This window comes from Frigoribacterium faeni, from assembly GCF_007988805.1.
Lineage (GTDB): Bacteria > Actinomycetota > Actinomycetes > Actinomycetales > Microbacteriaceae > Frigoribacterium > Frigoribacterium faeni.
The window spans coordinates 131,314-155,525 of record NZ_BJUV01000003.1 but is presented as its reverse complement, the minus strand read 5'-3'; the positions used below and the strand labels follow the sequence as shown (position 1 = coordinate 155,525).

The window sequence follows — 24,212 nt, the reverse complement described above, 5'->3', positions numbered from 1 at the left end:
CTACTGCAGCCCTTCGGCGAGCGGCCCGAGCGCGAGCACGGGGAAGTACGTGAGGGCCGTCACGATGACGGAGACCCCGATGAGCAGGCCCACGAACTGCGGGCGGTGGGTGGGCAGGGTGCCGGCCGTGGCGGGCACCCTGTCCTGCACGGCGAGCGAGCCGGCCAGGGCGAGCACGAGCACGATCGGCACGAACCGACCGAGCAGCATCGCGACGCCGAGGGCGGTGTTGAACCACGGGGTGTTGGCCGTCAGCCCGGCGAACGCCGAGCCGTTGTTGTTCGACGCCGAGGTGAACGCGTAGAGCACCTCGCCGAGCCCGTGCAGCCCCGGGTTCCAGATCGACGTGCTCTCGACGTCGGCCCGCACGGCGGGGATCGCGAAGCTCAGCGCCGTGCCGGCGAGCACCAGCGTCGGCGTGACGAGGATGTACAGGCTGGCGAGCTTGATCTCGCGCGGCCCGATCTTCTTGCCGAGGTACTCGGGGGTGCGCCCGACCAGCAGACCGGCGACGAACACGGTGATCACGGCGAGCACGAGCATGCCGTAGAGGCCCGAGCCGACGCCGCCGGGGGCGATCTCGCCCAGCATCATGTTGACCATCGCCATCATGCCGCCGAGCGAGGTGTACGAGTCGTGCATCGAGTTGACGGCACCCGTCGAGGTGAGGGTCGAGGTGGAACCGAAGAGAGTCGATCCCCAGATGCCGAACCGCGCCTCCTTCCCCTCCATCGCCCCGCCGGCGAGCTGGGGCGCGGTGCCGGCGCCCCGCAGCTCGAACCAGGTCATCGCGGCGAGCGAGACGGCGAAGATCGTCGTCATGACCGCCGCGACGGCGACGCCCTGCCTGGTCGAGCCGACCATGCGGCCGAACGTGCGCGGCAGCGAGAACGGGATGGCGAGCATCAGCACGATCTCGAAGAGGTTCGTCCAGGCCGTGGGGTTCTCGAACGGGTGCGCCGAGTTGGCGTTGAAGAAGCCGCCGCCGTTGGTGCCGAGCATCTTGATCGCCTCCTGCGACGCGACCGGCCCGCCGGGGACCGTCGCCGTGCCCCCGGTGAGGGTGGTCACGTCGGTGAAGCCGGCGAGGTTCTGGATCACCCCGCCGAGCATCAGCACGATCGCCGCGACGACCGCCAGGGGCAGCAGGAGGCGGACGACGCCACGGGTCAGGTCGACCCAGAAGTTGCCGAGCATGCCCGTCCTGACCCGGGCGAGGCCGCGGATCAGAGCGACGGCGACCGCGATGCCGACGGCGGCCGAGACGAAGTTCTGGACGACGAGGCCGAGCACCTGGACTCCATAGCCCATGGTGAGATCGGGCGAGTACGACTGCCAGTTCGTGTTCGCCACGAACGAGGCCGCGGTGTTGAACGCGAGGCCCTCGGGAACGGCCGGGAACCCGAGCGACAGCGGCAGCACGGCCTGCAGCCGCTGGATCGCGTAGACGAGCAGGACTCCGACGAGCGAGAAGGCGAGCACGCCCCGCAGGTAGGCGGGCCAGGTCTGCTCGGAGGCGGGATCGACTCCGATCAGGCGGTAGAAGCCGCGCTCGACCCGGAGGTCGCGTCGGGCGGGTGCGGTCGACGTGGCGCGGGGCGAGGGCGTCGCGCTCGCCACGGGCGCCGTCGAGTAGACGCGGGCCATGTAGTCGCCGAGCGGCCGGTACAGGACGACCAGCACGACGACGACCGTGAGGATCTGGAGGAGGCCGAAGAGGGTGTCCATCAGAACCGCTCGGGCTTCACGAGGGCGTACACGAGGTACGCGACGGAGGCGACCGCGAGCACCGCGGCACCGATCTCGAAGACGATCACAGCTTCTCGACCCCCTTGGCGACGAGGGCGACCACTGCGAACACAGCGATGACGGCGAGGATGTACACGAGGTCGAGCACGACGACTCCTGAGGAACGACTGGCGGCGGGGCCGCGGCCCCGGTGCCCTGCACGGGCACAGCGAGTCAGTAGACACCCCGCCTCGACGGCGTCCGGGGGGCCCTAACGACTTCCTCACGGCGGCCGGCGGCATCCTTACGGATCCCGCACGCTCACCCTCGCGTGGCGACCTCGAGTGGTCGGAAGATGCTCTTCGGCGAGCGACGACGAGCATCTTCCGACCACTCGAGCGCCGCGACGGCGGCTACGACGGCGACCAGGGGGAGGCGCGGCCGGCGACTCAGGGTCGGGTGCGGCGTGCGTGCCGCCGCGTGACGGACCAGATGACGAGCTCGACGCCCGCGGCGACGACCGCGTACCCGATGACCGCCGCCCACAACGGGAGCTCCGCGTACAGGACGGCCGACCAGAAGAGACCGCCGACCCCGAAGACGAGCGCGACGTTGACCACGATGCGCCACCACGGCGGGGCGCTGGTGACCTTCTCGACGTAGGCGTGCGCGTCCAACGGGGTCGCTGCGGGCAGGCCGTCCTCACGCGTCATGGTGCGAGTATCGCGCACGACCACGCCCTCAGAGCCCGAAGCCGCCGTCGGACGTCAGGACCTGGCCGACGACCCAGCTCCCCTTCGACGTGGCCAGCCAGCCGATCAGCTCCGCCGGGTCCTGCGGCCTCCCGACGCGTCCGAAGGGCGTGCTGGCGACGTACGCGTCGAGATCCTCGAGCGATCGGTCGGTGGTCTCGGGATCCATGTAGCCGGTGTTCACCGGTCCGGGGTCGATCGTGTTCAGGATGATCCCGAGCTCCAGCAGCTCGGCGGCGACCGTGGGCGTGACCCCGGCGAGGGCCGCCTTGCTGGCCGCGTAGGCGACCTCGCCGCGCATCGCACCGTGGATCTGACCGGACGTCATCCAGAAGACGTGACCCTGCGCCTCCTCGTAGGGCCCGCTCCCGACGATCCGGTCGCCGGGCCGTCGCGCCTCGTCCGTCCGGGGCGCACGGAGCCGGGCGAACTCGGCCGTGAGCAGCAGGGTCGACCGGGTGTTGACCTCCCAGAAGGCGCTGAGCCGCTCGGGGGTCATGTCGAGGATGCTGCCGTCGTCCCCGCTCTTCGCGTGGTTGCACACGAGCACGTCGAGTCGGCCGGTGAGCGAGGTCGCCGTCGCGATCACGTCGGCGATGGCGGAGGGAGCGGACAGGTCGGCGGCGATGTCGGCGAACCGCGCGCCGTCGGTCAGCTGCCCACGGATCCCGTCGCGGACGGCGTCGAGGTCGTCCCCGCCCCACGGCAGGTCGAGGTCGTGAGGGCGGTGGTGGTGGATGACGACGTCGGCGCCGAGCGAGGCGAGTGTCGTCGCGACGGCGAACCCGATCCCCCGGCGGCGCGAGACGCCGGTGACGAGGGCGGTCCTGCCGCGCAGGGGCAGGGACGGAGACGAGAGCGGGGATGCGGACATGCTGGACCTTTCGATCGCGCCGGAGAGGCGCAGGAGCGGGAATCGAGGAAAGGTCAGCAGCACTGCATGCGCCCTACCGTATCGAGCACCGCCTCCATCGGCAACCGTCGGAGAGAGGCGCCGACGCCGACGGACGACCCGGGCGGACCGTCCGGCCCTAGGCTCGTGCCGATGAGAGACGACGACGTCCCGACCGACCCGGACCGCGCCTCCTGGCTGTCCCGCCGAGGAGCCGTGCTGACGGTGGCGCTCATCGTCGGCATCTCGCCGTTCGCGACCGACATGTACATCCCGGCGCTGCCGGCGATCGCGCGGGACCTCGGCGCGACGACCGCGCAGGTGCAGCTCAGCCTGACGGCGTTCCTCGTCGCGTTCGCGGTGGGCCAGATCGTCATCGGACCGGTCAGCGACGGGACCGGCAGGAGGCGCATCCTCCTGGGCGGGACGGCTCTGTTCGCCCTCGCCTCCCTCGCCTGCGCGGTGGCGCCGGATGCCGCGACCCTCGTCGTCGCCCGCGTCGCGCAGGGGCTCGGCGGCGCGGCCGGCTCGGTGGCCGCCCGCGCCATGGTCGGCGACTCGACCACCGGCGTCGTCCGCAGCAGGCTCTTCGCCACCCTCGCGGCGATCAACGCCGTCGGGCCCGTCGTCGCGCCGCTCGTCGGCGGAGCCGTGCTGTCGGTGTCGACCTGGCGGGCGACGTTCGTCGTGCTCGCTCTGCTCGGCGCGGGGCTGACGGCCGCCGCCGCGCGCCTCCTGCCGGAGACCCTGCTCTCCCCCGAGCCGGGCGCCGGCTCGCTGCCGGCGTCGCTGCGACGGATGGGGCGCCTCCTCGCCATGCCCCGCTTCCGCTGGTACCTCGTCACGGGCTGCGCGGCCACGATCGGCTTCTTCTCGTACATCGCCACGTCGTCGTTCGTGTTCCAGGAGCAGTACGGCTTCGGGGAGGGTCTGTACACGCTCGTCTTCGCCTCGAACGCGTCGTGCATGATCGTCTCGACCCTGGTCTTCCGCCGCCTGGTGGGCCGGTTCAGCGAGGACGGCCTCTTCACCGTGGGCCTGGCCACCTGCACCGTCGGCTCGGCCCTCGTGCTGGCCGGAGCCCTCACCGGGATCGGCCCCGCCCTGATCTGGCCGGCCCTCGCGCTCGTCACCGCCGGCTGGGGGTGGGTGATCCCCGGCTCGATCACGCTCACCCAGGCCCTCGGGCACCGGTCGCCCGGCACCGCCGCGGCACTCGCCGGCGGACTGCAGTTCGGGCTCGGCGGCGCCGCGACCCCGCTGGCCGGCGCCCTCGGAGGCACGGCCACCGTGATGGGCGCCCTCATGCTCGGGTTCATCGCCGTGGGGCTGACCGTGCAGGTCGTCGCCTCGTCGCGATCGCGGTCCGACGGTGGGCATAGCGGTCGTTCTTAACACGCGTAGACAGCACACCCAGTATGGGAACCGGTCGACACGAGACTCACCCGGGAGAACCACCATGCGCGCCTTCGTCCTCGACGCCTACGGGCGGCCCCTGAACGAGGCGGACGTGCCCGAGCCGATCGTGGGCGACCGCGACGTGCTCGTCCAGGTGGCGGCGGCCGGGCTGAACCGGCTCGACGCGAAGATCCAGCAGGGTGCGCTGAAGCTGGTCGTCCCGTACACGCCACCCGTCGTCCTCGGCCACGACGTCGCCGGTCGGGTCGTCGAGGTCGGCTCGGCCGTGCGCTCGTTCGCCCCGGGCGACCGGGTCCTCGCCCGCCCGCGGGACCCGCGCATCGGCACCTTCGCCGAGCGCATCGCCGTCGACGAGGCCGACGTCGCGCCGACGCCGCCCGCCATCACCGACGTCGAGGCGGCGTCCTTGCCCCTCGTCGCGCTGACGGCATGGCAGGCGCTCGTCGAACGCGGCCGTGTGCGGCCCGGCCAGCGGGTCCTGATCCACGCCGGGTCCGGCGGCGTCGGCACGATCGCCATCCAGCTCGCGAAGCATCGGGGGGCGCACGTGGCGACCACCGCCTCCTCGGCCCACGCGGCGTTCGTCCGAGAGCTCGGCGCCGACGTCGTGATCGACTACCGCACCCAGGACTTCGTGAGGGAGCTGGCCGGGTACGACGTCGTGCTCGACAGCCTCGGCGGCGAGAACCTCGAGCGGTCGCTGCGGGTCCTCCGCCCCGGAGGCGCGGCCATCGGCATCCAGGGTCCGCCCGACCCCGCGTTCGCGAGGGAGGCGGGCCTGAATCCCCTTCTCCGCGTCGGCGTCTCCGGGCTCAGTCGGAGGATCCGAGGCCGGGCCCGGAGGCTCGGCGTCTCGTACGAGTTCCTCTTCATGCGCGCGGACGGAGCGCAGCTGCGCGAGATCGCCGCCCTCGTCGAGTCCGGGGCGATCCGCCCGGTGGTCGGCGCCGTCCACCCGTTCGCCGACACGGCCGCGGCGCTGGCCGGCCTCGGGACGACGAGCATCCGCGGCAAGACCGTGATCACCGTCCCGTAGCCGCACGGGGCGGCTCAGCGGGCCGAGACGGTGGCCAGCTCGTCCCAGTGGGTGGTGGCGCGGGGCGAGACCATGTCGCGCTTCATCGACCAGCCTCGGCGGTGCCGGAGACCGGCGACGCCGAGCCCGAGGGCCTCCTCGCCGAACTTCCCGGCGATGAGGTCGAGGACGGCTCCGTGGGCCGGTGGGGCACCGTCGCCCTCGTCGAAGACGTCGAGGCTCGCGTGCTCGTCGCGGGGCGTGAGCTCCATCAGCGTCACGCCGGCCCGCACGTAGAGCCGGCCGCTCTCGAGCTGCGGGCCGAGGGCGGCGATGGCCGCTCGGTACAGCGTGGCCGCGTCGTCGGTGGGCTCGGGGAACGCGACCGACACCGTGTGGTTCGTGTGCGCGGCGCTGTCGGAGAAGGGCGAGGTCGCCGCGAAGCAGCGCATCATCCGCGTCAGGGAGCCCTGCTTGCGCAACCGCGCCGCGGCCCGCTGCGTGTAGACGGAGAGCACCTCCTCCAGCTCGGTGACCGTCGTGATGGGCACGGCGAACGACCGGGAGTGGTGGATCTGCGCGCGGTCGGGCTGCACCTGCTCGATCGGCAGGCAGTCGACGCCCCGCAGCTCGTGCACGACGCGGGCCTGGACGACGCCGAACCGCGTGCGGATGCGGGCCGCGTCCGTGTCACGGAGGTCGGCCGCCGTGTGGATCCCGAGGGGGGCCAGCTTCTTCGCCGTGCGCCGCCCGATCCCCCAGACGTCGCCGACGTCGACGCTCGCGAGGATGGCGGTCTGCTGGGCCGGGGCGTAGCCGCCCAGGTGGCAGACGCCGTTCAGGGCCGGGTTCTGCTTGGAGCCGCGATTGGCGAGCTTGGCGAGGGTCTTGGTGGGCGCGATGCCGATGCTCACCGGCAGACCGATCAGCTTGCGCACGGCCCTGCGGATCTCGCGGGCCTGGGCGATCGTCTCGTCGAGCGTGCCGGTCAGCTCGATGAACGACTCGTCGATCGAGTAGACCTCCTGATGACTGGTGTACCGGCTGAGGATCTCGGCCGACCTCGCCGACATGTCGCCGTAGAGCTCGTAGTTGCTCGAGACGGCGACGACCCCCTGCATGGCCGCGATCGGCGCGATGCTGTGCCAGGGCGCGGCCATGTCGACGTTGAGCGCCTTGGCCTCCTCCGACCGGGCGATGACGCAGCCGTCGTTGTTCGACAGCACGACGACCGGCCTGCCCTCGAGCGCGGGGTCGAACACGCGCTCGCACGAGACGTAGAAGTTGTTGGCGTCGACGATCGCGATGCTGCGCTCGGAGGCGGGGCGTGTGGAGGCGGGGCGCTCGGAGGCGGCGCGTTCAGACACGATGCAGGCACCTCGTCACGACACCCCAGATGACGGCCTCGTCGCCGTCGGACAGGACGATCTCGGGGTAGGCGGGGTTCTCGGGGCTCAGCACCATCAGCCCCGCCCGGTACGAGAGGCGCTTGACGGTCAGCTCGGCGTTGACGACGGCGACCACGACGCGCCCGTCGTGGGCGTCGAGCCCGCGGTCGACCACGAGCTCGTCGCCGTCGAAGATGCCCGCGCCCGTCATGCTGTCGCCGCTCACCCGCACCAGGAAGGTCGCCGTCGGGTCGCGCATGAGGTGCCGGTTGAGGTCGACGGGGCCGTTGTAGTACCCCTGGGCGGGCGAAGGGAAGCCCGCATGCACGGCCTCGGCGGCCTGCAGCGGCAGCAGATGGTCGGGTCGCTCCGCGCCGCCGACCGGCCCGACGACGTCGATCACCGCGCGACCGCCCGTCGGACGACCCGCACCCGTGACGAGGGGTCGCCGAGGAGGCACGTGTCCGCACACGCGGACGGCCTCCGCCGGTCACCCATCACGCCTCCCACCCCTGGACGATACGTGACGCCACCGACACCGAGACGACTAGCCCCCGGCGACGAGCGCTCCCGCCTCGAGCGCTCGCACGAGCGACGCGACGTCCCGCCCGAACGGGCGGTCGAGCACACCGGGCGGCAGCACGGAGTCCAGCCCGGCGAGCTCGTCGTCGAGGGGCGTCGCCGCAGCCGGTTCGACGCCTGCCGAGTCGAGAGCGACCCGGTCGACGCCGACCACGTCACCCCCGACGGCGGCGAGCACCCCGCGCAGCCGCCTCGCGTGCAGCACGGCGAGCAGCTCGCAGGCCGTGACGTCCCGCCATCCCGCGAGCGCGCCGTCGAGCAGCTCCGCCGCCTCGAGCGAGAACGACTGGGCGTCCTCCTGCCCGAGGGAGGTCTCGATGATGCCGAGCGACGCGGGCCGCGCCGCGGTCAGCAGCCCGTGCACGGTTCCGACCGCTCGCTTGTGCACGGTCACCATGCCGGCCTGCGCTCCCGGCGCCGACGACAGCTGCCGCGGCAGGCCCGACACCGTCGGGTCGAGCAGCCGGTGCAGACGGGCCGCGCCCAGCTCGGTCAGGTGCAGCACCGCGAACCGCACGGCGTCGAGGGACGCCGCGAGGTCGAACCCGTCGAATCCGGCCGTCCCGACGAAGGCACCCGCGACACCGCCTGCATCCGCTCCGACGAACGCCGGCGAATCCGTCACCCCGTCCAGCGCCCGCGAGACCGCCGCATCGAGCGCGTCGAGCGTGCGCCCGAGATGCGCCAGCCCCGGCCCGCTGACCCGGAACGACACCGGAGACTGCAACGCCGCCGATCCGCGCTCCGGTCCGAGCAGACCGTGCAGCCGACCGAGCACCTCGGCCAGCGCCGGGTCGGCCCGAGCGACCACGGGCCGGAACGGATCTCGATTCGCCCCGACCAGCTCCAGCTGCGCCGCCAGCACGGCCAGCGACTGCTGCCGGAGGCGCCGCGCGGCGTCCGCGAGGACGATCGCCCGCGCCGTGGTCACGGGTACGCCCTCGATGAGGGCCACGCCCTCCTTCGCGCCGAGGAGGTGCGGGTCGAGTCCCGACGCGACCAGCGCCTCCCGGGCGGGCAGCACCGCACCGTCGGGGCTCAGCAGCTCGCCCGACTCCGCCCCGGTCAGGGCGGCGCCGAGGTGCGCCAGCGGGACGATCTCGCCGGCGGTGCCGAGCCTCGTCGCCGGCACGGCCGGCACGAGGTCGAGCCGCAGCACGTCGACCAGCCGCAGACAGAGCGCGGACGAGACGCCCGCGTCACCGGTGAGGAACGTCCGGAGGCGCACCGCCAGAGCCGCCCGCACCTCCCGTCGCGGGAGCCAGGGCTCCGATCCCGTGGCGCGCGCGATCAGGAGGCGGGCCTGGTGGCCGGCCCGCGCCTCCTCGTCGAGGACGATCGTGCTGGCGGCGCCCATCCCGGTGCTGACGCCGTAGACCGGCCCGCCGGCGTCGAGGGCCGCGACGACCTCGGCACGTCGGGCGTCGAGCGTCGTGACGAGCCGCTCGGTCAGGTGGACCTCACGACCGTCGGCCACCTCGAGGAGGGCCGCCGCGTCGAGGTCCGACGCCCGATCGACGATCAGCGGTGCTGACGGCGCCACGTCAGCGGTACCGCAGCATCGTGCCGACCTCGGCCTCCTCGGCGGTCCGCAGCACGAGGTGGGCGAGCGCGACGTCGAGGATCGACAGGCCGCGGTGCCAGAACAGGATCCGCTCCTCCGCGGTCTCGCGTCCGGCCTTCGCCCCGCTCGCGATCTCGCCGAGCTGGGCCCAGAGCGTCTCGGGGCTGAGCAGTCCCGTGTCGACGTGGTGCCGCAGCGCGCCGAACCGGCCCGACCGCGACTCGGCCCAGTCGTCGACGACGACCTTGTCGATCACGTCGAGCAGCTCGGGCTCGACCGCGCTGACGGTGCCGTACGGCACGACGAACGCGCCGGGACGGATGTGCTCGCGGCGCAGGAGCGGCGCCGGCTCGGTCAGCCGGGTCGCCTCGACGATGATGTCGGCCCCGTCGAACGCCTCGTCGGCGGTCCCGACCACGACGACGGGGGTGTCGGTCGCGGCGCGCAGCTGCTCGCCGAAGGCCTCGCGCGATTCGGGTCGACGACTCGTCACGCGGATCTCGTCGAGGTCGAACAGGCTGTCGAGCATCGTGACGTTCGAGAAGGCCGTGCCGCGGGCGCCGGCGTGCGCCAGGACCTTCGAGTCGGGGCGGGCCAGGTACCGGGCGCCGACGGCGGTCATCGCGCCGGTGCGCGCCTCGGTGACGAACGTGGCGTCCATGACGGCGAGCGGCGTGCCGTTGTACGGATCGAACAGCGTCGCCATCGCCATCTCGCTGGGCAGACCCTCGAGGTAGTTCGGCACGAAGTCGCCCACCACCTTGACCCCGCTGACCCCCCGCTCGCCGAGGGTCGACACGTGGCCGCGCAGCACGTTGAAGTGCCCGACGCCGCCGTTGTCGGGCACCAGGTGCGTGCGGGGCTCGAAGACCGTCTCGCCCCGGCCGTGCGCGGCGACGACCGAGTCGATCGCCTCGACGACGGCGGCGGTCGGGATCTCGAGCGAGTCGATGTCGGGCCCCGACAGGTAGCGCAGCCAGATCTGTCGGTCGGTGCTGGTGGTCACGGGTCTCCTCGGTTCGGGTCGGTGGGTCCGGACTACTCGTGAATTGTTCCATGCGCTGTGTGTCGATTGTGTTTAATGATGTTCAGGAGGCGCGGATCCGGCTCCGAGCGCCGCTACGGTGGCCAGCACCTCCCCGAAAGGCCCGACCGTGACCATGCCGCAGCTCGACGACCATCAGCTCGAGGGCGTGCGCGGCTGGCTGATCGGACTCGTGCACGAGCACCGCCTCTCGCCGACGCAGCGCCGGGTCGTGCAGCACATGCTCGACTCGATGCCGCAGGTCGCGTTCGCGTCGACCATCGACATGGCCGAGGCCGCCGGCGTCAGCCAGCCCACCGTCACCCGGATCGCGACGGCGCTCGGCTTCTCGGGCTACGCCGAGTTCCGCAACGCCGCCCGGGACGCCGTGCTCTCGGCCACACCGCCGCCCGCCGCGAGCACGACGGGTCCGCCGCCGACGACCCCCGGGGCCGCGCTCGCCCACGAACGTCAGAACCTCCGCACCGTGGAGGCGACCATCGCGTCCGACGCGATGCGTCGCGCCGTCGACCTGATCGCCGACAGCCGTCCGCTCGGCATCGTGGGGCTGCGGGTGTCGGCGGCGCTCGCGAACTACGTCGGCTACCTGGCGCAGCGGATCATGCCCGACGTGCACGTGCTCGACGACGCGGCGGGGCTCGACGACGACCTGACGCAGCTGCACCTCGACGGCGCCACCACCCTGCTCGTCTTCGCGATGCCGCGGTACCCCGACGCGACCGTGCGGGCGCTGGCCCGGGCCCGCGAGCTGGGCATGACGACGGTCGGCATCGTCGACACCCCGTTGGCCCCGTTCGCCCACCTGATCGACGTCTGCCTGGTCGCCCCCGTCGGGCAGGACCTCGTGTTCGACTCGCACGCCGCCGCCGTCACCCTGTCGATCGCGTTGCTCGAGGGGGTCGCCGCGAGCGACGCCCGCCGGACCCGCACGCGCCTCGAGGCGCACGAGGAGCGCGTCGCCGAGTGGGAGTACCGCGCGCCCTGACCCGCGCCCGTCCGACTCCTCGCGCGCACCTCGCACCCGCGCGTCAATCGAGTGGTCCGACGACGCTCGTCGCGGCCACGGGAAGAGCGTCTTCGGACCACTCGAGGGCGAGCGGGCGAGCGAGCGCGAGCGGGCGCGGGAGGCGCGGGTCAGGGGCGCGGGACGTCCGCGGTGATCCGGGCCACCGCCTCCTCGGTGAAGGCCCGCGACGGGGGCTCGGGGTCGAGCACCCGGTGGATCGAGAGGCCCTCGATGAGCGCGTCGACCCGCCGGGCGGTGTCGGGGTCGAAGTGCCGCTCGAGCTCGACCCGACTGCGGCGCATCCACTCGCGGGTGATGCTGCGGAAGCGGGACTCGCGCGCGGCGAGCGTGTAGAGCTCGTACGAGAGCACCTGGTCGCGCAGGTGGTCGTCGCCCGTGAGGTCGTCGTGGATCAGGTCGACGATGGCGACCCGCGCCTCGTCGGGGGTCGTCGCGGCGCCGAGACGCTCCTCGAAGCGGGCGACGATCGACTCGGCGAACCGGGTGAAGGCCTCGTGCAGCAGCTCGTCCATGCCGGCGAAGTGGTACGTCATGGAACCGAGCGGCACGTCCGCGCGGGTGGCGATCCTGCGGTGCGACGTGCCGGCGACGCCGCCCTCGGCGATCAGGTCGAGGGTGACGTCGATCAGACGGTCGCGCCGCTCGGGGTCGCTGCGCCGAGCGGTCACGCCGACTCCCCGGAGAGCGCGTCGCGCGCGGGGCCGCCGGGGCCGACCCCGTCGAGGCCGGGCGCGGCACCGGCGCGCGCGTCCGCCGCGATGCTCCGCACGACCCGGGCCGGGTTCCCGACCGCCACGACGTCCGCCGGGACGTCCCGGGTGACCACGGCTCCCGCGCCGATCACGCTGTTCTGCCCGATCGTGACGCCCGCCAGCACGATCGCGCCGCCGCCGAGCCAGACGTTGTCGCCGATCGTGATCGGCTCGGCCGACTCGATGCCGGCCCGGCGCAGCTCCGGGTCGACCGGGTGCGTCGGGGTCAGCAGCTGCACGTTCGGGCCGATCTGGCAGTGCGCCCCGATCGTGATCGGCGCGACGTCGAGCGCGGTGAGGTTGTAGTTCACGAACGTGCCGGCCCCGATGCTGATCCGACTGCCGTAGTCGACGAACACCGGCGGGCGCACATGGGCGGTCTCGTGCAGGTCGCCGAACAGCTCGCGGCCGGTGCGCTGGGCGGCGTCGACGTCGTCGCCGAACTCGGCGAGGAACCGCGCGGCGAGCGTGATGGCCCGCTGCTGCGCGGCCGCGATCTCGGGGTCGTCCGACACGTAGGGGTCGCCGGCGAGCATGCGTTCGTAGTTGCTGCGGGTGTCCGTCATGCGTCCCACCCTAACCGGCGTGTGTACGTCCGTACACAGTGCGCCCGGCTCGACGGGCTACCGCAGCACCGAGCTCAGCAGCAGGCTCGTCTCGGAGTTCACGACCCCCTCGACGCTGCGGATCCGCGCCAGCACCCGGTCGAACTCGCCGAGCGACGAGGTGCGGTACTCGGCGACGAGGTCCCAGCCGCCGTTCGTCGTATGCAGCGACACCACCTCGGGGAACCCCCGCAGCTGGCGGATGACGTGGTCGGTCGACCGCCCCTCGATCTCGATGAACCCGATCGCGCGGATCAGGTCGGGGTCGCGCTCCTCGCGGACGCGCACCGTGTAGCCGAGCACGGTGCCGGAGGCCTCGAGCTTGTCGAGCCGGGAGGTCACGGTCGCCCGGGTCACCCCGAGTCGCCGGGCGAGACTGGCGGCCGACTCGCGGGCGTCGACCCGGAGGGCGGCGAGGAGGCGGCGGTCGAGTTCGTCGAGATCGGCCATGCCCCGAAAGCTATCGCACAAACGCTCGATCGCACTGCGCAGACCGTCGATCTCGGCGTGCGAAAGGGCGCTGGATGGTGATTGCCGCTGCACATCGCCCAGTCCTAGCGTGGACGCACCACCGGACGACGATCGAGAGGGGAGGCGCTCATGGTGCGCTTCGTAGACGTGCAGAACATGATCCGCTGGGTGACCGACCGCGGGGTGGGCCCGATCACCGCCGGCATGGTGACCGCCCTCGAACGCGACTTCGCCCGCTGGCCCGCCTTCGACAAGTCTCCGCGGGTGGCCTCGCACTCCCCCATCGGCGTCATCGAGCTGATGCCCGCGAGCGACAGCGAGACCTACGGCTTCAAGTACGTGAACGGGCACCCCTCGAACCCCGGCCGCGGCTACCAGACCGTCACCGCGTTCGGCGTGCTCGCCGACGTCGACACCGGCTACCCGACGTTCCTCGCCGAGATGACGATCCTCACCGCCCTGCGCACCGCGGCCACCAGCGCGATGGCCGCCAAGCGCCTCGCGCGGGCCGACTCGCGGGTGCTCGCCCTGATCGGGGCGGGGTCGCAGGCGGAGTTCCAGGCGCTGGCGATGCGCGCCTCCCTGGGGATCGAGACCGTGCGCGTGTTCGACGTCGACCCGCGGGCCACCGGGAAGTTCGTCCGCAACCTCGCCCCGCTCGGCTTCGACATCACCGTGTGCCACAGCCCGGTCGAGGCCGCCGACGGCGCCGACGTGATCACCACCTGCACGGCCGACAAGCAGAACGCGATCGTGCTGCCCGACGAGGCCGTGCGCCCGGGTGCGCACGTCAACGCGATCGGCGGCGACTGCCCCGGCAAGACCGAGCTCGACCCGGCCACCCTGCGCCGCGCCGACGTGTTCGTCGAGTACCCCGAGCAGACCCGCATCGAGGGCGAGATCCAGCACCAGAGCGCCGACTTCGCCGTGACCGAGCTCTGGGAGGTCGTCGCCGGCCGCCGCGACGGACGCACGAGCGACGAGCAGATCACGATCTTCGACTCGGTCGGCTTCGCCATCGAGGACGTCTGCGCCCTCAAGTACCTGCGTGACGACGTGGTCGGCACCGACTTCGCGGTCGAGATCGACCTGGTCGCCGACCCCGACGACCCCAAGGACCTGTTCGGACTCGTGGCGGCGCGCCACCCGGTCGGGGTCTGAGGGTCGACGTGACCAGCGTCGCCCCCTCGCGCCGCGCCTCCTCGTCCGCCTCGCCGAGACCCGTCGCCCCGACGGCCCGGGCCGCGGCACCGGACGCCGAGGAGGCACGACTCGCCCGGCAGTCCCCCGCCGCCGTCGTGATGGTGCGACCCCGCCACTTCACGCCCAACCCCGAGACCGCCGCCGACAACGCGTTCCAGACCGACCCGGCCGAGGTCGACGCGACCCGTGCCGAGATCGCCGTGCGCGCCTCCGCGGAGGTGACGACCGCCGCCGAGGCCCTGCGGGACGCCGGCGTGCGGGTGCACCTGGTCGACGACGAGCGCGCCGACCGGCCCGACGCCGTGTTCCCGAACAACTGGTTCTCCACCCACGCCGACGGACGCGTGCTGCTCTACCCGATGCACTCGCCGAACCGGCGCTCGGAGCGGCGGGCCGACGTGGTCGAGCTGCTCCGCGCCTCCTACCGGGTCGACGCGGTCGTCGACCACTCGGCGCTCGAGGGCGTCGGGCTGCACGTCGAGGGCACCGGTGCGCTCGTGCTCGACCACGTCGGGCGGACCGCGTACGTCGCCCTGTCCCAGCGCGCCGATCGCGCCGCCGTCGACCTCGTCTGCCGCGACCTCGGCTACGACGTCGAGGCGTTCGTCGCGACCGACGCCGACGACGTGCCGATCTACCACACGAACGTCATGATGAGCGTGGCCTCGCGCGTCGCGCTGGTCGGCCTCGACTCGATCGCCTCGGCGAGCGGACGGAGGCGCGTCGCCGACCGCCTCATCGCCTCGGGTCGCGAGCTGGTCGCCCTGAGCCGCGCCCAGCTCGCCGAGTTCGCCGGCAACGCGCTCGAGCTGCGGGGCGCCGACGGGCCCGTGCTCGCGCTGTCGTCGCGCGGCTGGGACGCCCTCACGCGCGCGCAGCGAGCCGTCGTGTCACGGCACGCGCGCCCTCTGCCGCTCGACGTGCCGACGATCGAGCTGGCCGGCGGCTCGGTCCGCTGCATGCTCGCCGGGGTGCACCTGCCTCCGAGGTGAGCCAGGCGGACGCTCGGCTGATGCTCGGCACCTTCACGGCGCGTTCTTTCATAACGTTGAGGGCATGGATCTGGATTCTCTGCTCAACATCGGCCTCGTGGTGCTCTTCGTGCTCATCGGCGGTGTCTTCGCAGGGACCGAGATGGCCATCGTCACCCTGCGCGAGAGCCAGGTGCGGGCGATCGAGGCGCAGAACGAGCGCGGCCGGCGCATCGCGTCGCTCGTGCGCAACCCCAACACGTTCCTCTCGGCGGTGCAGATCGGCGTGACGCTCGCCGGGTTCTTCTCCTCGGCCTACGGCGCCTCCACGATCGCGCCCGACCTCGAGCCGCTGCTCGTCGGACTGGGTCTCTCCGAGGCGGCCGCGGGCACGGTGGCGTTCATCGGACTGACGCTGGTGATCGCCTACCTCTCGCTCGTCTTCGGCGAGCTCGTGCCCAAGCGGATCGCCATGCAGCGGTCGGTGGCGTTCACCAAGGTGCTCGCTCCCCCGCTCAATGGTCTCGCGAAGCTGATGCGCCCGCTCATCTGGCTGCTCTCGGTGTCGACCAACGGCGTCGTGCGCCTGCTCGGGCTGAACCCCGACGACCGGGCGGAGGAGGTGTCCGCCGACGAGGTCCGCGACCTCATCTCGAGCAACACCGAGATCGACAGCGACAGCCGCGCGATCCTCACCGACGTGTTCCGGGTCGACGACCGCCGGGTCGCCGAGGTGATGCGGCCGCGGCCCGACGTGGCGTTCCTGACCGGGGCGACCAGCGCCTCCGACGGCTACCGCTCGGTGCTCGAGCTGCCGCACTCGCGCTACCCCGTGGTCGGCGACAACCGCGACGACGTGCTCGGGTTCGTGCACGTGCGCGACCTGATGGGCGCCGTCCCGGCCGCGGGCGGCGGCGGAGCGACGACGGTGGCCGACATCACCCGCCCGATCCTCGCGCTGCCCGGCACGACCAAGGTGCTCGCCGCCCTCAGCACGATGCGCGCCGACGGACATCAGATCGCCGTCGTCATCGACGAGTACGGCGGCACCGACGGCATCATCACCCTGGAGGACCTCCTCGAGGAGCTCGTCGGCGAGATCTACGACGAGTACGACACGGGCCTCGGCGAGCACGACGTGCTCGAGATCGGCGAGACGCGCGACGTCGACGGCGGCCTGATCGTCGAGGAGCTCGAGGAGTTCGTGGGCGTCACCCTGCCCGACGGCCAGTACGAGACGGTCGGCGGGTACATGTTCGACGTGCTCGGCCGGTTGGCGGTGGTCGGCGACACCGTCACCGTCGACGGCGTCACCCTCGAGGTGATCGAGATGGACCGCTACCGGATCGCCAAGGTGCGGGTCAGCCCGCTGCAGCACGCCCACGAGCCCGAGCCCGCAGGAGGCGCGGCGCACGATGCCGAGTCGACCTCACGGGTAGCAGCGGACGGTCCCCAGCAGAAGTGACGTGACGCGGATGTTCGTCGACGCCGTCGACACCTTGCTCCACGCGTTGGGGGCGACTCCGAGGTTCGTCCGCAGCGTCACGGCGTAGGGCGTGCCGAGGCTCAGGTTGAGCAGGCTCGTCCGGTCGTAGGTGAGCGACGTGGCCGTCCCCGGAGCGCTGGCGAGCACGGTCGTGCCGTACATCAGGTCGAACGAGTCGGCCGGGACGCCCGAGTAGGTCCACGAGATGACCGGGCTGACCGTCCCGGAGGCGTCCGCGCAGCTCAGAGTCGTCGCCGCCTCCGCGGTCGCGGCGGTGAGGTTCGACGTCGGGTTCGACGTCCTCGCCGCGAAGGGGGCCGCGACCGCGGCGGGCGGCAGCAGGAACCCGATGCCCGAGGCGGCGACCACGATCACGCTGAGTCCGGCGACGCCGCGGACGACCCGATGACGGCGGTCGGCGACCCGGCGGTGTCGGTGACGCGATCGGCCGGAGCCGACCCGCGCCTCCTCGGGATCCGTCGCGGCTCCGGGCGCGGGCTCCGGTCGGCGACGCAGCGGGCCGTCGATCAGGGTGAGCGCCAGCACCACCGCGAAGGCGAGCCCGGCGAGCACGACGCGGGGGACGTCGCCCTGGTGGAGCCAGACGATCGGCAGGCCGAGCAGCGGGACCCTCAGCACCCCGACGCCGTGCACGTCGGCGCTCGACACGGGACTCGAGTCGACCGCGGGGTTCGCGTCGCCCTTGGTGACGAGCGTGCCGCCGGGCTCGATGGACTCGACCCGGTGCAGGCGCAGATCGCCGGCACGGTCGGGGTCGTCGAAGAGCAGCACCTGGCCCACCCCGAGCTGGCTCGGTGCGGCCGGTCGCGCGAGCACGATGTCGCCGACGGCCACGCGCGGCATCATCGACCCGGTCATGACGGTGGTCGGCTGCCACCCGAGGAGGGCCGGCGCGGCCGCCCAGAACGCCATGCCGAGCAGGGTCGCGATGAGGCCCCGGGCCACCGTGGCCACGACGATGCGCGACCAGTCGGCCAGCGTGGCGACGTCGATGCTCGACGCCCGCGGTGCCACCGCGACGTGAGCATGCGACGTGGACACGACGACCTCCCCTTCGGAACGCCCGGGGGCCGGATCAGTTGTTCTGGGCCTCCCACGTGAAGCCGAGGGCGGCGGTCCCGCCCTGGACCGTCGACGGGGCGTTCGCGGGCAGCGTGTACGTGAAGCGGAAGGCCTTCGACTCGCTGCCGCCGCTGGCGGCGGCGGCGGGCGACCAGGTCGCCAGGCCGTTGGAGAAGCTCGTGTACGTGGTCCCGAACGAGGCGACCGTGCCGTTGTACAGCGTCGCGCCGGTCGCCTGGGGGACGAAGCTCGAGCAGCTGGCGAAGGTGCCGCCGGTGCCCTGCTCGACCGTGAGATTCAGGCTGCCCGCGAGCGCGTTCGTCGTGGCCGGGTTCGTGCCGTACAGCTTGACGTCGGAGGCGAGCGAGCCGGTCGACGTGACGAGGATGCACTTCTGGCCGGTCGAGCCGGGCTTCAGCGCCGTCGCCGTGAACAGGGCCGTGTTGCTGTCGTCGTCCGCGAGGAAGACGTTGCCGGCCGTCCAGTTGCTCGTGGGGTTCGTCGTCGTGGCCGAGAAGGCCGAGTACGACGCGGTCGAGACGAGCACGCCCGACGCGACGAGGGCGAGCGGGACGCCGATGAAGGCGGCGAGACGGGCGGCGCGGGTGGCGGCGATGGGCATGACGGTGCTCCTGATCCTGACGAGGACGGAGCGTCACGGGGACGGCGGGAGGCGCGGCGCGAGTGGTGAGGTCGCGGCGCCCGGTCGCTCGGGCCTGGTGAGGACCCGATGACGCTCCGTTGGTACGAAAATGAAGATACGTCAGTCTGCGAGGGTGCACAACCCGTTCGGGTGACCCCCGTTCGCGGGTCGGCGAGCGCCGCCTACGCCTCGACGGCGGGCACCTCGGCGACGGCGATGTCGGAGCCGTCCGCCCCGCGGATCTCGACGGCCGAGACGTGCTCGCGCAGCACGGCGGCGTTGAGGCTGCAGTCGATGGTGACGTCGCTGCCGAGGAACGTGCCCGACGCGTACTCGCGACCGTCGTCGCCGACCACGACGACGGTGAACGGGTCCCCGGAAGGCAGCCCCTCGACGGTCAGCACGGTCTCGGTGCCCCAGGTGTGCGCGACGACGTCGCCGTCCACCTCGACGCCGCTCGGGGCACCGACGAAGGAGACGTGCTCGATGGCGCCGAGGGTGCCGGCCGGACCCTCGACGTGGCTGTCGCGCGGCGTCGCGATCAGGGCTCCGGCTCCGGCGCCGACGGCGAGGCAGGCGGCGGCTCCGAGCACGGCGAGCAGCGCCCGGCGGCGACGGGTCGGAGCGACCCGACCTCGGGGCGCGACCGGGTGCGGGGTGGTGAGTCGCGCCTCCTCGGGGCCGGCTCCGGGGACGCCGATCGCGGCGATGCGGCGGCGGAGGGCGTCGTCGGGCTCGGCCTCGTGCCAGCCGTCGACCGCGCCCAGGTCGGCGAGGCGCCCGGTCACTCCGGCGAGCGCGGCGAGCTCGGCGTCGATGCCGGGGTCGGCCGCGCGCAGCGCGTCGAGCTCGACCCGCTCGTCGGGTGAGAGGTCGTCGGCGAGGGCCGCCCCGATCAGCTCGTCGCGGCGAGAGGGCGTCGGATCAGTCATCGGTGCTCTCGCCTTCGGCGTCGAGGTGGGTGCGGAGGGCGCGGAGGCCGTAGTGGACACGGGTGCGCAGGGTGGCGATTGGCACGCCCGTGGCGGCGCTGACGTCGCCGTAGCTCCGGCCGCGCAGGTGCACCGCGACGACGGCCGCGCGCTGTTCGTCGCTCAACCGGGCCAGCCCCTCGAGGAGGCCGAGACGGTCGAGCGGATCCGGGTCGCGGGTGGCCGTGGCGGACTCGGGCGCGTCCTCGGCGGGGACGAGCGAGGGGGTGCGCGCCCGCGCGCGGTACGCGTCGAGCACGATGCGGCGCTCGATGGCGAAGAGCCAGGTGCGGAGGGAGGCGCGGGTCGGGTCGAACCGGTCGCGCGCCCGCCACGCGCGGAGGAACGTCTCCTGCACGCAGTCCTCGGCCTGGCCGCGGTCGCCGAGGGCGTTGACGGCGAACCCGAGGAGCGCCGAGCCGTGCTCGGCGAACGCCGACTCGACGTCGAAGCTCGACGGAGGTGCGGTCATCGGGCTCCGCTCGTCGGTCGGGTGCGGGTGCTGCGGGTGCGGGTCGTGCGGAGGATGCGGGTCGTGCGGAGGATGCGGCGAGCGCGGGCGGCTCGGCGGCCGGAGGACGGTCGGGAGGGACGTCATCGGCGCTCCTCTCAGCCTAGGGTGCGGTGCGGTCAGCGGGGGATACGTCGCCGAGCGCGGTTCCGTTCATCGACGTCGACGGGAGCGCGACGACGACCGCCCCGCCGGGTGGGCACCCGGCGGGGCGGTCGTCGTGGCAGGCGGTCGACGGGACGGTCAGGCCGCGGGACCCCGGAGGGCGCGGCGTCGTCGCGAGACCACGACCGCCCCGAGGCCGAGGGCGACGAGCAGCGCACCGATCAGTCCGACCGGCCCGGCGCTCTCGGCACCGGTGTAGGCGAGCGAGCCGTCGGCGTCGCCCGCGGCGACCGACCCGTTCGTCCCCGAGCCGATCACGGTCGCACCCCCGGTGCCGACGGTGGTCGACCCCGGTCCGGCGGCGGCTCCCCCGCCGACCGCCGGGTCGAGGGCGGAACCGGGCAGCACGACCGACACGCGCGTCGTGATCGACGGCGAGCCGGCGGTCACGCCCACGGTCCCGGACGGGCTCACGACGGGCTCCTCCTTCTGGCGCAGGGTCAGGACGTACTCGCCGGGCTCCAGGTAGGCGAGGGCGCGCCAGGTGCCGTCGGCGCCGACGGCGGCGTCGCTCAGGCCGAAGCCCTCGGTCGTGCCCCGTCGCGCGTCGATCTCGATCGTCGCGCCCGGCGTCCCCGTGCCGACCAGATCGCCGACGAAGGCGGGACGCGGGCCGAAGATGGCGTCCTGCGGGTACCGGCCGTCGGCGACGAGGACGCCGCCGTCCGCGACCGAGGTCAGCGTCGGCGCCGCCAGGGTCACCGGGCGCACGGTGAAGTCCCGACCGCCCGAGACCGCGGAGCGCGAGCTGATGCGGCGGCCCGTGTCGTCGACCAGGTACTGACGGGCGCTGAACCGCCACTCGCCCGTCGGGATCGTCGCGACGTGCGTCAGCACGCCGGAGGCGGGCACGGTGATGTCGCCGGAGGGGCCGGCTTGGCGCCCCTCGCCGTCGCGCCAGGACATCTCGGCCTTGGCGCCGGGGATCCCCTCGACGACGATCGTGACCGGGCCGCCGAGACGCGTGGCGCCCTGGGCGCTCGACGGCTCGTAGAACGCGCCGACGGTCGGCGAGACCACCGACACGGGGGCCGGGGCCGCCTGGTAGGCGACGACGTGCTGGAGCCTCGTGCGCAGCTCGGGCGACGGGTCGCCGGTCGGCTGGCCGTCGGCGCCGGCGACGTACTGGCGCACGGTCGTGACCCAGACGATGTCGCCCAGCTCGACCGTGGCCGTCCAGCCGCCGTCGGCGGCGACCGGGGCGACCGCGTACCTCGTCGGGGAGTACCAGCCGTGCAGGGGGTCGAGGCGCACCTTCACGACGGCGCCGGGCTGACCGGTGCCCGTGAAGGTGACGGGAGCGCGGAAGTCGCTCTCGCCGCGAGCGGCCGAGCGCACGACGGCGCCGGCGGCGGGGCTCGTGAGCACCGGAGCGGTCGGGATCGCCGCGACGGCCTGCTCGCCGTCGGCGACGGGTCCGGCGGCGGAGGTCTCGACGACGGGAGCGTCGGCGACCGGCTCGGCGGCGACGGGCTCGTCGGCGACGGGGGCCTCGGTCGCCGGGGCCTCCGCGGCGGGCTCGGCGACCGGTGCCTCCGCGAGGGGAGCGTCGACGGCGGGCTCGCCGGCCACGGGCTCGTCGGCGACGGGCGGGGTCGTGACGGCATCGGTAGCGTCGGTCGCGTCGGTCGGAGCCTCGTCGTGCGCGGCCTCTTCCGCGACGGGCTCGATCGACACGACGGCCTCGGTCGGCTCCTCCCCCGGAGCCTCGGTGACCGCCGCCGGCGTCGGGTCGGCGACCCGCGCCTCCTCGGTGACGGATGCGTCGGGCGTCGCGGCGGTGGCCGTCGGGACGACCAGCAGCACCCCTCCCACGGCGATCGCGAGCGTGGTCGGGATCGCCGCCGCCTTCTTCCAGGTCGTGTGCGTGTGCACGGTCGTGCCTCTCTGCGTGGGTCGTTCACGCCCGATCCGCTCTGACCCACCCCCGAGCGCCGGACGACCGGCGTGGTGATCTCCCTGCCGACATCGCCGACATTAGGGGCGTCGAGAAGGCCGAGAACGCCCCGATACCGTTCCGTGATGCAACATCGTTCCAGAGGATGACGGGGCCTCATCTATCCAGATGACAACGGACCCCGGATGAGCCCCACGGCCGTCGACCGGAGCCGAGGAGGCGCGGGTCGGGACCTACCGCTGCGTCCCGCGGCCGCGTGGCCGACGCGCGCGCGACCGGCGGGCGTCGTGGCCGAGCACCGCCCAGCCGATGATTCCGACAGGGGGCAGGACGACGATCAGGACGAGCCACAGGAGCTTCGCCCGATCGCTGAGCGCCGAGCGGAGGACGGTCACGACGGCCAGCGCGAACGCGGCCACCACCGCGACGATCATCGACGTCCACAGGATGTCGGTCGACGCGGGATAGACGACGGCCGTTCCACCGGGAGTGCCGACGGCGAGGACCGCGAGAGAGCCTGTCATGGCAGCACGATAGCGCGGGGCGTAGCGTCGTGGGCATGACCGACAAGACCCAGAACGAGCCCATCATGGACGGCAGCGACGACGCGACCAACGGCGAGAAGCTGCACGGACTCATCGAGCAGGTCGAGAACGACCACGGCCACGAGGGCGCCGGCGCGATGGCCGACCACCTCCGCGACCGGATGGACGAGACGAAGGTCGAGCCCGAGGACGGCGGCGACGTCGAGGACTGACTCCCCGGCGCTCCCCGCGCCGTCCCGACCATGCGACCCCGCGACCCGGTCGACGCCGTCCTGACCCCCGATGCGGACAGCCGATAAGGTGCTGGACAGGGGGTTCTGTCGACGACGCGTCGGCGTCTCCCGACGTCGGACTGTCCGACGCGGTGCGGGCGGCGGATGACGTCGCGCGGGCCGACAGCGACGCCGTCCTGCGGCGTGATCACCAGGGGGAGACATGGCAGCACAGGCGACAACACGGAACAGGATCATCGGGGCCGTCGTGGCGATCGTCGTGGCGATCCTCGTCGCGGTCGGCGTCCGGTTCGCGTTCGACGCCTTCGGGGGCGACTCGAAGGAGGACCAGATCGCCGAGACCGTCACCGAGGTCAAGGAGCAGTACGAGCTGCCGCAGCAGATCGATCAGGTCACCGTCCTCGACGACATCACCGCCGAGAGCGACGCGATCCACTACCACTACACGCTGGACGGCGAGGGCGTCGAGACCGTCACCGAGGAGGCGCTGGAGGCGTCGGTGCTCCCCCAGCTCTGCAGCACCGAGGAGACGCGTGCGATCCTCGACCGCGACATCGGCATGAAGTACTCGTACGACGTCGCCGGCGAGAGCGACGCGCTGCAGCTCGCCTTCACGAAGGCCGACTGCTAGGGCACGACCGCGCACCCGCACGCCTCGGAGGCGCCCGCCGACCTCGGCGGGCGCCTCTCTGGCAGAGTGGGCCGATGAGCGAGCACGCACGCGACGAGAACACCCCCTCCACCGGCGCGGCGCACGACGCCGCCGATCTCGATCCGACCGCCGTCGACGACCTCTTCGACCGCACCGAGCGACGCGACCGGGTCGTGCAGCTGGGCGTCGTCCTCGGCTGCGCGGCGCTCTGTCTGGTGAGGCCCGCCTCCCTGGCGACTCCCGCGCGCGTGGCGTACCACCTGGCCATCGCCGGCCTGGCCGGAGCGAGCACCGCCAGCGGCCTCACCCGCGAGCCGTTCGCCGACCGGACCATCGCGGCAGGAGGCGCGGCGGCGGCCGTCGGGACCGTGCTCGGTCTCGTGCGCACCACCGAGCGACTCGACGAGCGCCTCCACACCTCGCTGGTGCGCGGCGGCATCAGCCACCCGAGGGCGATCACCGCCGGGATCGGCCTCGTCGCCGGGGCCGGGTCGCTCGCGCTCGACCGCGTGCTCACGACGCGTCGGCGCGCCCTCGTCGAGGCGGAGGCAGCCGCCGCGACCGCACCGGCCGGCTCCTCCGCCGACTGACCCGGCCGGGCCCTGTCGCCGA

At 73.1% G+C, this 24,212-nt stretch carries 26 protein-coding genes; 9 read left to right on the top strand and 17 right to left on the bottom strand.

What is annotated here, in order from left to right; genetic code table 11:
• The 4 genes from kdpA to FFA01_RS02645 all read right to left on the bottom strand — a co-directional run bounded on the left by kdpA (window position 1) and on the right by FFA01_RS02645 (window position 3,354).
• Window positions 1-1,728: a potassium-transporting ATPase subunit KdpA gene (gene kdpA / locus FFA01_RS02660; RefSeq protein ID WP_146852694.1), complete on the bottom strand. Its 1,728-nt coding sequence runs from the start codon at window positions 1,726-1,728 to the stop codon at window positions 1-3.
• A complete protein-coding gene (gene kdpF, locus FFA01_RS02655; protein WP_146852692.1) occupies window positions 1,728-1,817 on the bottom strand; it encodes a K(+)-transporting ATPase subunit F in 90 nt (29 codons plus the stop codon). The genes kdpA and kdpF overlap by 1 nt, the downstream gene beginning before the upstream one ends.
• A 360-nt stretch (window positions 1,818-2,177) precedes the next feature.
• Window positions 2,178-2,441 (bottom strand): hypothetical protein, encoded by a 264-nt coding sequence (locus FFA01_RS02650; protein ID WP_146852690.1) that lies wholly within the window; start codon window positions 2,439-2,441, stop codon window positions 2,178-2,180.
• A gap of 28 nt (window positions 2,442-2,469) precedes the next feature.
• Window positions 2,470-3,354, bottom strand: coding sequence for an SDR family oxidoreductase (locus tag FFA01_RS02645; protein ID WP_146852688.1), 885 nt, complete (start codon window positions 3,352-3,354; stop codon window positions 2,470-2,472).
• Between the two features lie 171 nt (window positions 3,355-3,525).
• Here FFA01_RS02645 and FFA01_RS02640 point away from each other — a divergent pair, with 171 nt between their 5' ends.
• Together FFA01_RS02640 and FFA01_RS02635 are read left to right on the top strand one after the other, a co-directional pair.
• Window positions 3,526-4,767 carry a multidrug effflux MFS transporter gene (locus tag FFA01_RS02640; protein WP_146852686.1) on the top strand — a complete coding sequence of 414 codons (1,242 nt, stop codon included), beginning with the start codon at window positions 3,526-3,528 and terminating at the stop codon, window positions 4,765-4,767.
• Window positions 4,768-4,831: 64 nt separating this feature from the next.
• Window positions 4,832-5,827, top strand: coding sequence for an NADP-dependent oxidoreductase (locus tag FFA01_RS02635; RefSeq protein ID WP_146852684.1), 996 nt, complete (start codon window positions 4,832-4,834; stop codon window positions 5,825-5,827).
• A 14-nt stretch (window positions 5,828-5,841) separates the two neighbouring features.
• On the opposite strand, the gene FFA01_RS02630 is transcribed toward FFA01_RS02635, so the two are convergent.
• The 4 genes from FFA01_RS02630 to FFA01_RS02615 form a co-directional block, all read right to left on the bottom strand.
• Window positions 5,842-7,173, bottom strand: a complete 1,332-nt coding sequence (locus FFA01_RS02630; RefSeq protein ID WP_146852682.1) for a Y-family DNA polymerase — start codon at window positions 7,171-7,173, stop codon at window positions 5,842-5,844.
• Window positions 7,166-7,597, bottom strand: a complete 432-nt coding sequence (locus FFA01_RS02625) for a LexA family protein (RefSeq protein ID WP_146852680.1) — start codon at window positions 7,595-7,597, stop codon at window positions 7,166-7,168. Before FFA01_RS02625 ends, FFA01_RS02630 begins: the two co-directional genes overlap by 8 nt.
• A gap of 144 nt (window positions 7,598-7,741) precedes the next feature.
• Complete coding sequence (locus FFA01_RS02620) at window positions 7,742-9,319, bottom strand: aromatic amino acid ammonia-lyase (RefSeq protein ID WP_208720837.1); 1,578 nt, start codon at window positions 9,317-9,319, stop codon at window positions 7,742-7,744.
• A 1-nt stretch (window position 9,320) separates the two neighbouring features.
• The gene (locus FFA01_RS02615) at window positions 9,321-10,346 is read right to left on the bottom strand and encodes an ornithine cyclodeaminase family protein (RefSeq protein WP_208720836.1); all 1,026 of its coding nucleotides are present in this window, start codon (window positions 10,344-10,346) and stop codon (window positions 9,321-9,323) included.
• A gap of 154 nt (window positions 10,347-10,500) precedes the next feature.
• On the opposite strand from FFA01_RS02615, the gene FFA01_RS02610 reads away from it, so the two are divergent.
• Window positions 10,501-11,370, top strand: coding sequence for a MurR/RpiR family transcriptional regulator (locus tag FFA01_RS02610; RefSeq protein ID WP_146852738.1), 870 nt, complete (start codon window positions 10,501-10,503; stop codon window positions 11,368-11,370).
• A 149-nt stretch (window positions 11,371-11,519) separates the two neighbouring features.
• Here the strand turns inward: FFA01_RS02610 and FFA01_RS02605 are convergent, their stop codons facing one another.
• The 3 genes from FFA01_RS02605 to FFA01_RS02595 are packed head-to-tail and all read right to left on the bottom strand — an operon-like array spanning window position 11,520 to window position 13,219.
• Window positions 11,520-12,080 carry a TetR/AcrR family transcriptional regulator gene (locus tag FFA01_RS02605; RefSeq protein WP_146852678.1) on the bottom strand — a complete coding sequence of 187 codons (561 nt, stop codon included), beginning with the start codon at window positions 12,078-12,080 and terminating at the stop codon, window positions 11,520-11,522.
• Window positions 12,077-12,730, bottom strand: a complete 654-nt coding sequence (locus FFA01_RS02600; RefSeq protein ID WP_208720834.1) for a sugar O-acetyltransferase — start codon at window positions 12,728-12,730, stop codon at window positions 12,077-12,079. Before FFA01_RS02600 ends, FFA01_RS02605 begins: the two co-directional genes overlap by 4 nt.
• A gap of 57 nt (window positions 12,731-12,787) precedes the next feature.
• A complete protein-coding gene (locus FFA01_RS02595; RefSeq protein ID WP_146852676.1) occupies window positions 12,788-13,219 on the bottom strand; it encodes an Lrp/AsnC family transcriptional regulator in 432 nt (143 codons plus the stop codon).
• Window positions 13,220-13,369: 150 nt separating this feature from the next.
• On the opposite strand from FFA01_RS02595, the gene ocd reads away from it, so the two are divergent.
• The 3 genes from ocd (at window position 13,370) to FFA01_RS02580 (ending at window position 16,879) form a co-directional block, all read left to right on the top strand.
• Window positions 13,370-14,401: an ornithine cyclodeaminase gene (gene ocd / locus FFA01_RS02590; protein ID WP_146852674.1), complete on the top strand. Its 1,032-nt coding sequence runs from the start codon at window positions 13,370-13,372 to the stop codon at window positions 14,399-14,401.
• An 8-nt stretch (window positions 14,402-14,409) separates the two neighbouring features.
• The gene (ctlX, locus tag FFA01_RS02585) at window positions 14,410-15,435 is read left to right on the top strand and encodes a citrulline utilization hydrolase CtlX (RefSeq protein WP_208720832.1); all 1,026 of its coding nucleotides are present in this window, start codon (window positions 14,410-14,412) and stop codon (window positions 15,433-15,435) included.
• 64 nt (window positions 15,436-15,499) lie between these two features.
• Window positions 15,500-16,879, top strand: coding sequence for a hemolysin family protein (locus FFA01_RS02580; RefSeq protein ID WP_146852672.1), 1,380 nt, complete (start codon window positions 15,500-15,502; stop codon window positions 16,877-16,879).
• Here the strand turns inward: FFA01_RS02580 and FFA01_RS02575 are convergent.
• From FFA01_RS02575 to FFA01_RS02550, 6 genes are all read right to left on the bottom strand, one after another.
• A complete protein-coding gene (locus FFA01_RS02575) occupies window positions 16,844-17,962 on the bottom strand; it encodes a signal peptidase I (RefSeq protein WP_146852670.1) in 1,119 nt (372 codons plus the stop codon). The two genes, FFA01_RS02580 and FFA01_RS02575, sit on opposite strands and share 36 nt — an antisense overlap.
• A gap of 34 nt (window positions 17,963-17,996) precedes the next feature.
• On the bottom strand, window positions 17,997-18,605 hold the full coding sequence (locus tag FFA01_RS02570) for a hypothetical protein (protein ID WP_146852668.1): 609 nt from the start codon (window positions 18,603-18,605) through the stop codon (window positions 17,997-17,999).
• Window positions 18,606-18,808: 203 nt separating this feature from the next.
• Complete coding sequence (locus FFA01_RS02565; protein ID WP_146852666.1) at window positions 18,809-19,558, bottom strand: hypothetical protein; 750 nt, start codon at window positions 19,556-19,558, stop codon at window positions 18,809-18,811.
• A complete protein-coding gene (locus tag FFA01_RS02560; protein ID WP_146852664.1) occupies window positions 19,551-20,069 on the bottom strand; it encodes a sigma-70 family RNA polymerase sigma factor in 519 nt (172 codons plus the stop codon). The genes FFA01_RS02565 and FFA01_RS02560 overlap by 8 nt, the downstream gene beginning before the upstream one ends.
• Before the next feature lie 282 nt (window positions 20,070-20,351).
• Window positions 20,352-22,148 carry a hypothetical protein gene (locus FFA01_RS02555; RefSeq protein ID WP_146852662.1) on the bottom strand — a complete coding sequence of 599 codons (1,797 nt, stop codon included), beginning with the start codon at window positions 22,146-22,148 and terminating at the stop codon, window positions 20,352-20,354.
• Window positions 22,149-22,403: 255 nt separating this feature from the next.
• A complete protein-coding gene (locus FFA01_RS02550; RefSeq protein ID WP_208720830.1) occupies window positions 22,404-22,694 on the bottom strand; it encodes a PLDc N-terminal domain-containing protein in 291 nt (96 codons plus the stop codon).
• 35 nt (window positions 22,695-22,729) lie between these two features.
• On the opposite strand from FFA01_RS02550, the gene FFA01_RS02545 reads away from it, so the two are divergent.
• The 3 genes from FFA01_RS02545 (at window position 22,730) to FFA01_RS02535 (ending at window position 24,190) form a co-directional block, all read left to right on the top strand.
• Window positions 22,730-22,927, top strand: coding sequence for a hypothetical protein (locus FFA01_RS02545; protein ID WP_146852660.1), 198 nt, complete (start codon window positions 22,730-22,732; stop codon window positions 22,925-22,927).
• 223 nt (window positions 22,928-23,150) lie between these two features.
• Window positions 23,151-23,579, top strand: a complete 429-nt coding sequence (locus FFA01_RS02540) for a hypothetical protein (protein WP_146852658.1) — start codon at window positions 23,151-23,153, stop codon at window positions 23,577-23,579.
• A 74-nt stretch (window positions 23,580-23,653) separates the two neighbouring features.
• On the top strand, window positions 23,654-24,190 hold the full coding sequence (locus FFA01_RS02535; protein ID WP_146852656.1) for a hypothetical protein: 537 nt from the start codon (window positions 23,654-23,656) through the stop codon (window positions 24,188-24,190).
• Window positions 24,191-24,212: the final 22 nt, after the last annotated feature.

Coding starts and splice junctions, on each gene's coding strand:
- FFA01_RS02645 (WP_146852688.1), bottom strand. CDS start 3,354: ATGTCCGCATCCCCGCTCTCGTCTCCGTCCCTGCCCCTGCGCGGCAGG.
- FFA01_RS02640 (WP_146852686.1), top strand. CDS start 3,526: ATGAGAGACGACGACGTCCCGACCGACCCGGACCGCGCCTCCTGGCTG.
- FFA01_RS02650 (WP_146852690.1), bottom strand. CDS start 2,441: ATGACGCGTGAGGACGGCCTGCCCGCAGCGACCCCGTTGGACGCGCAC.
- FFA01_RS02545 (WP_146852660.1), top strand. CDS start 22,730: ATGACCGACAAGACCCAGAACGAGCCCATCATGGACGGCAGCGACGAC.
- ocd (WP_146852674.1), top strand. CDS start 13,370: ATGGTGCGCTTCGTAGACGTGCAGAACATGATCCGCTGGGTGACCGAC.
- FFA01_RS02635 (WP_146852684.1), top strand. CDS start 4,832: ATGCGCGCCTTCGTCCTCGACGCCTACGGGCGGCCCCTGAACGAGGCG.
- kdpA (WP_146852694.1), bottom strand. CDS start 1,728: ATGGACACCCTCTTCGGCCTCCTCCAGATCCTCACGGTCGTCGTCGTG.
- FFA01_RS02600 (WP_208720834.1), bottom strand. CDS start 12,730: ATGACGGACACCCGCAGCAACTACGAACGCATGCTCGCCGGCGACCCC.
- FFA01_RS02560 (WP_146852664.1), bottom strand. CDS start 20,069: ATGACCGCACCTCCGTCGAGCTTCGACGTCGAGTCGGCGTTCGCCGAG.
- FFA01_RS02610 (WP_146852738.1), top strand. CDS start 10,501: ATGCCGCAGCTCGACGACCATCAGCTCGAGGGCGTGCGCGGCTGGCTG.
- FFA01_RS02580 (WP_146852672.1), top strand. CDS start 15,500: ATGGATCTGGATTCTCTGCTCAACATCGGCCTCGTGGTGCTCTTCGTG.
- FFA01_RS02595 (WP_146852676.1), bottom strand. CDS start 13,219: ATGGCCGATCTCGACGAACTCGACCGCCGCCTCCTCGCCGCCCTCCGG.
- FFA01_RS02540 (WP_146852658.1), top strand. CDS start 23,151: ATGGCAGCACAGGCGACAACACGGAACAGGATCATCGGGGCCGTCGTG.
- FFA01_RS02550 (WP_208720830.1), bottom strand. CDS start 22,694: ATGACAGGCTCTCTCGCGGTCCTCGCCGTCGGCACTCCCGGTGGAACG.
- FFA01_RS02570 (WP_146852668.1), bottom strand. CDS start 18,605: ATGCCCATCGCCGCCACCCGCGCCGCCCGTCTCGCCGCCTTCATCGGC.
- FFA01_RS02535 (WP_146852656.1), top strand. CDS start 23,654: ATGAGCGAGCACGCACGCGACGAGAACACCCCCTCCACCGGCGCGGCG.
- FFA01_RS02565 (WP_146852666.1), bottom strand. CDS start 19,558: ATGACTGATCCGACGCCCTCTCGCCGCGACGAGCTGATCGGGGCGGCC.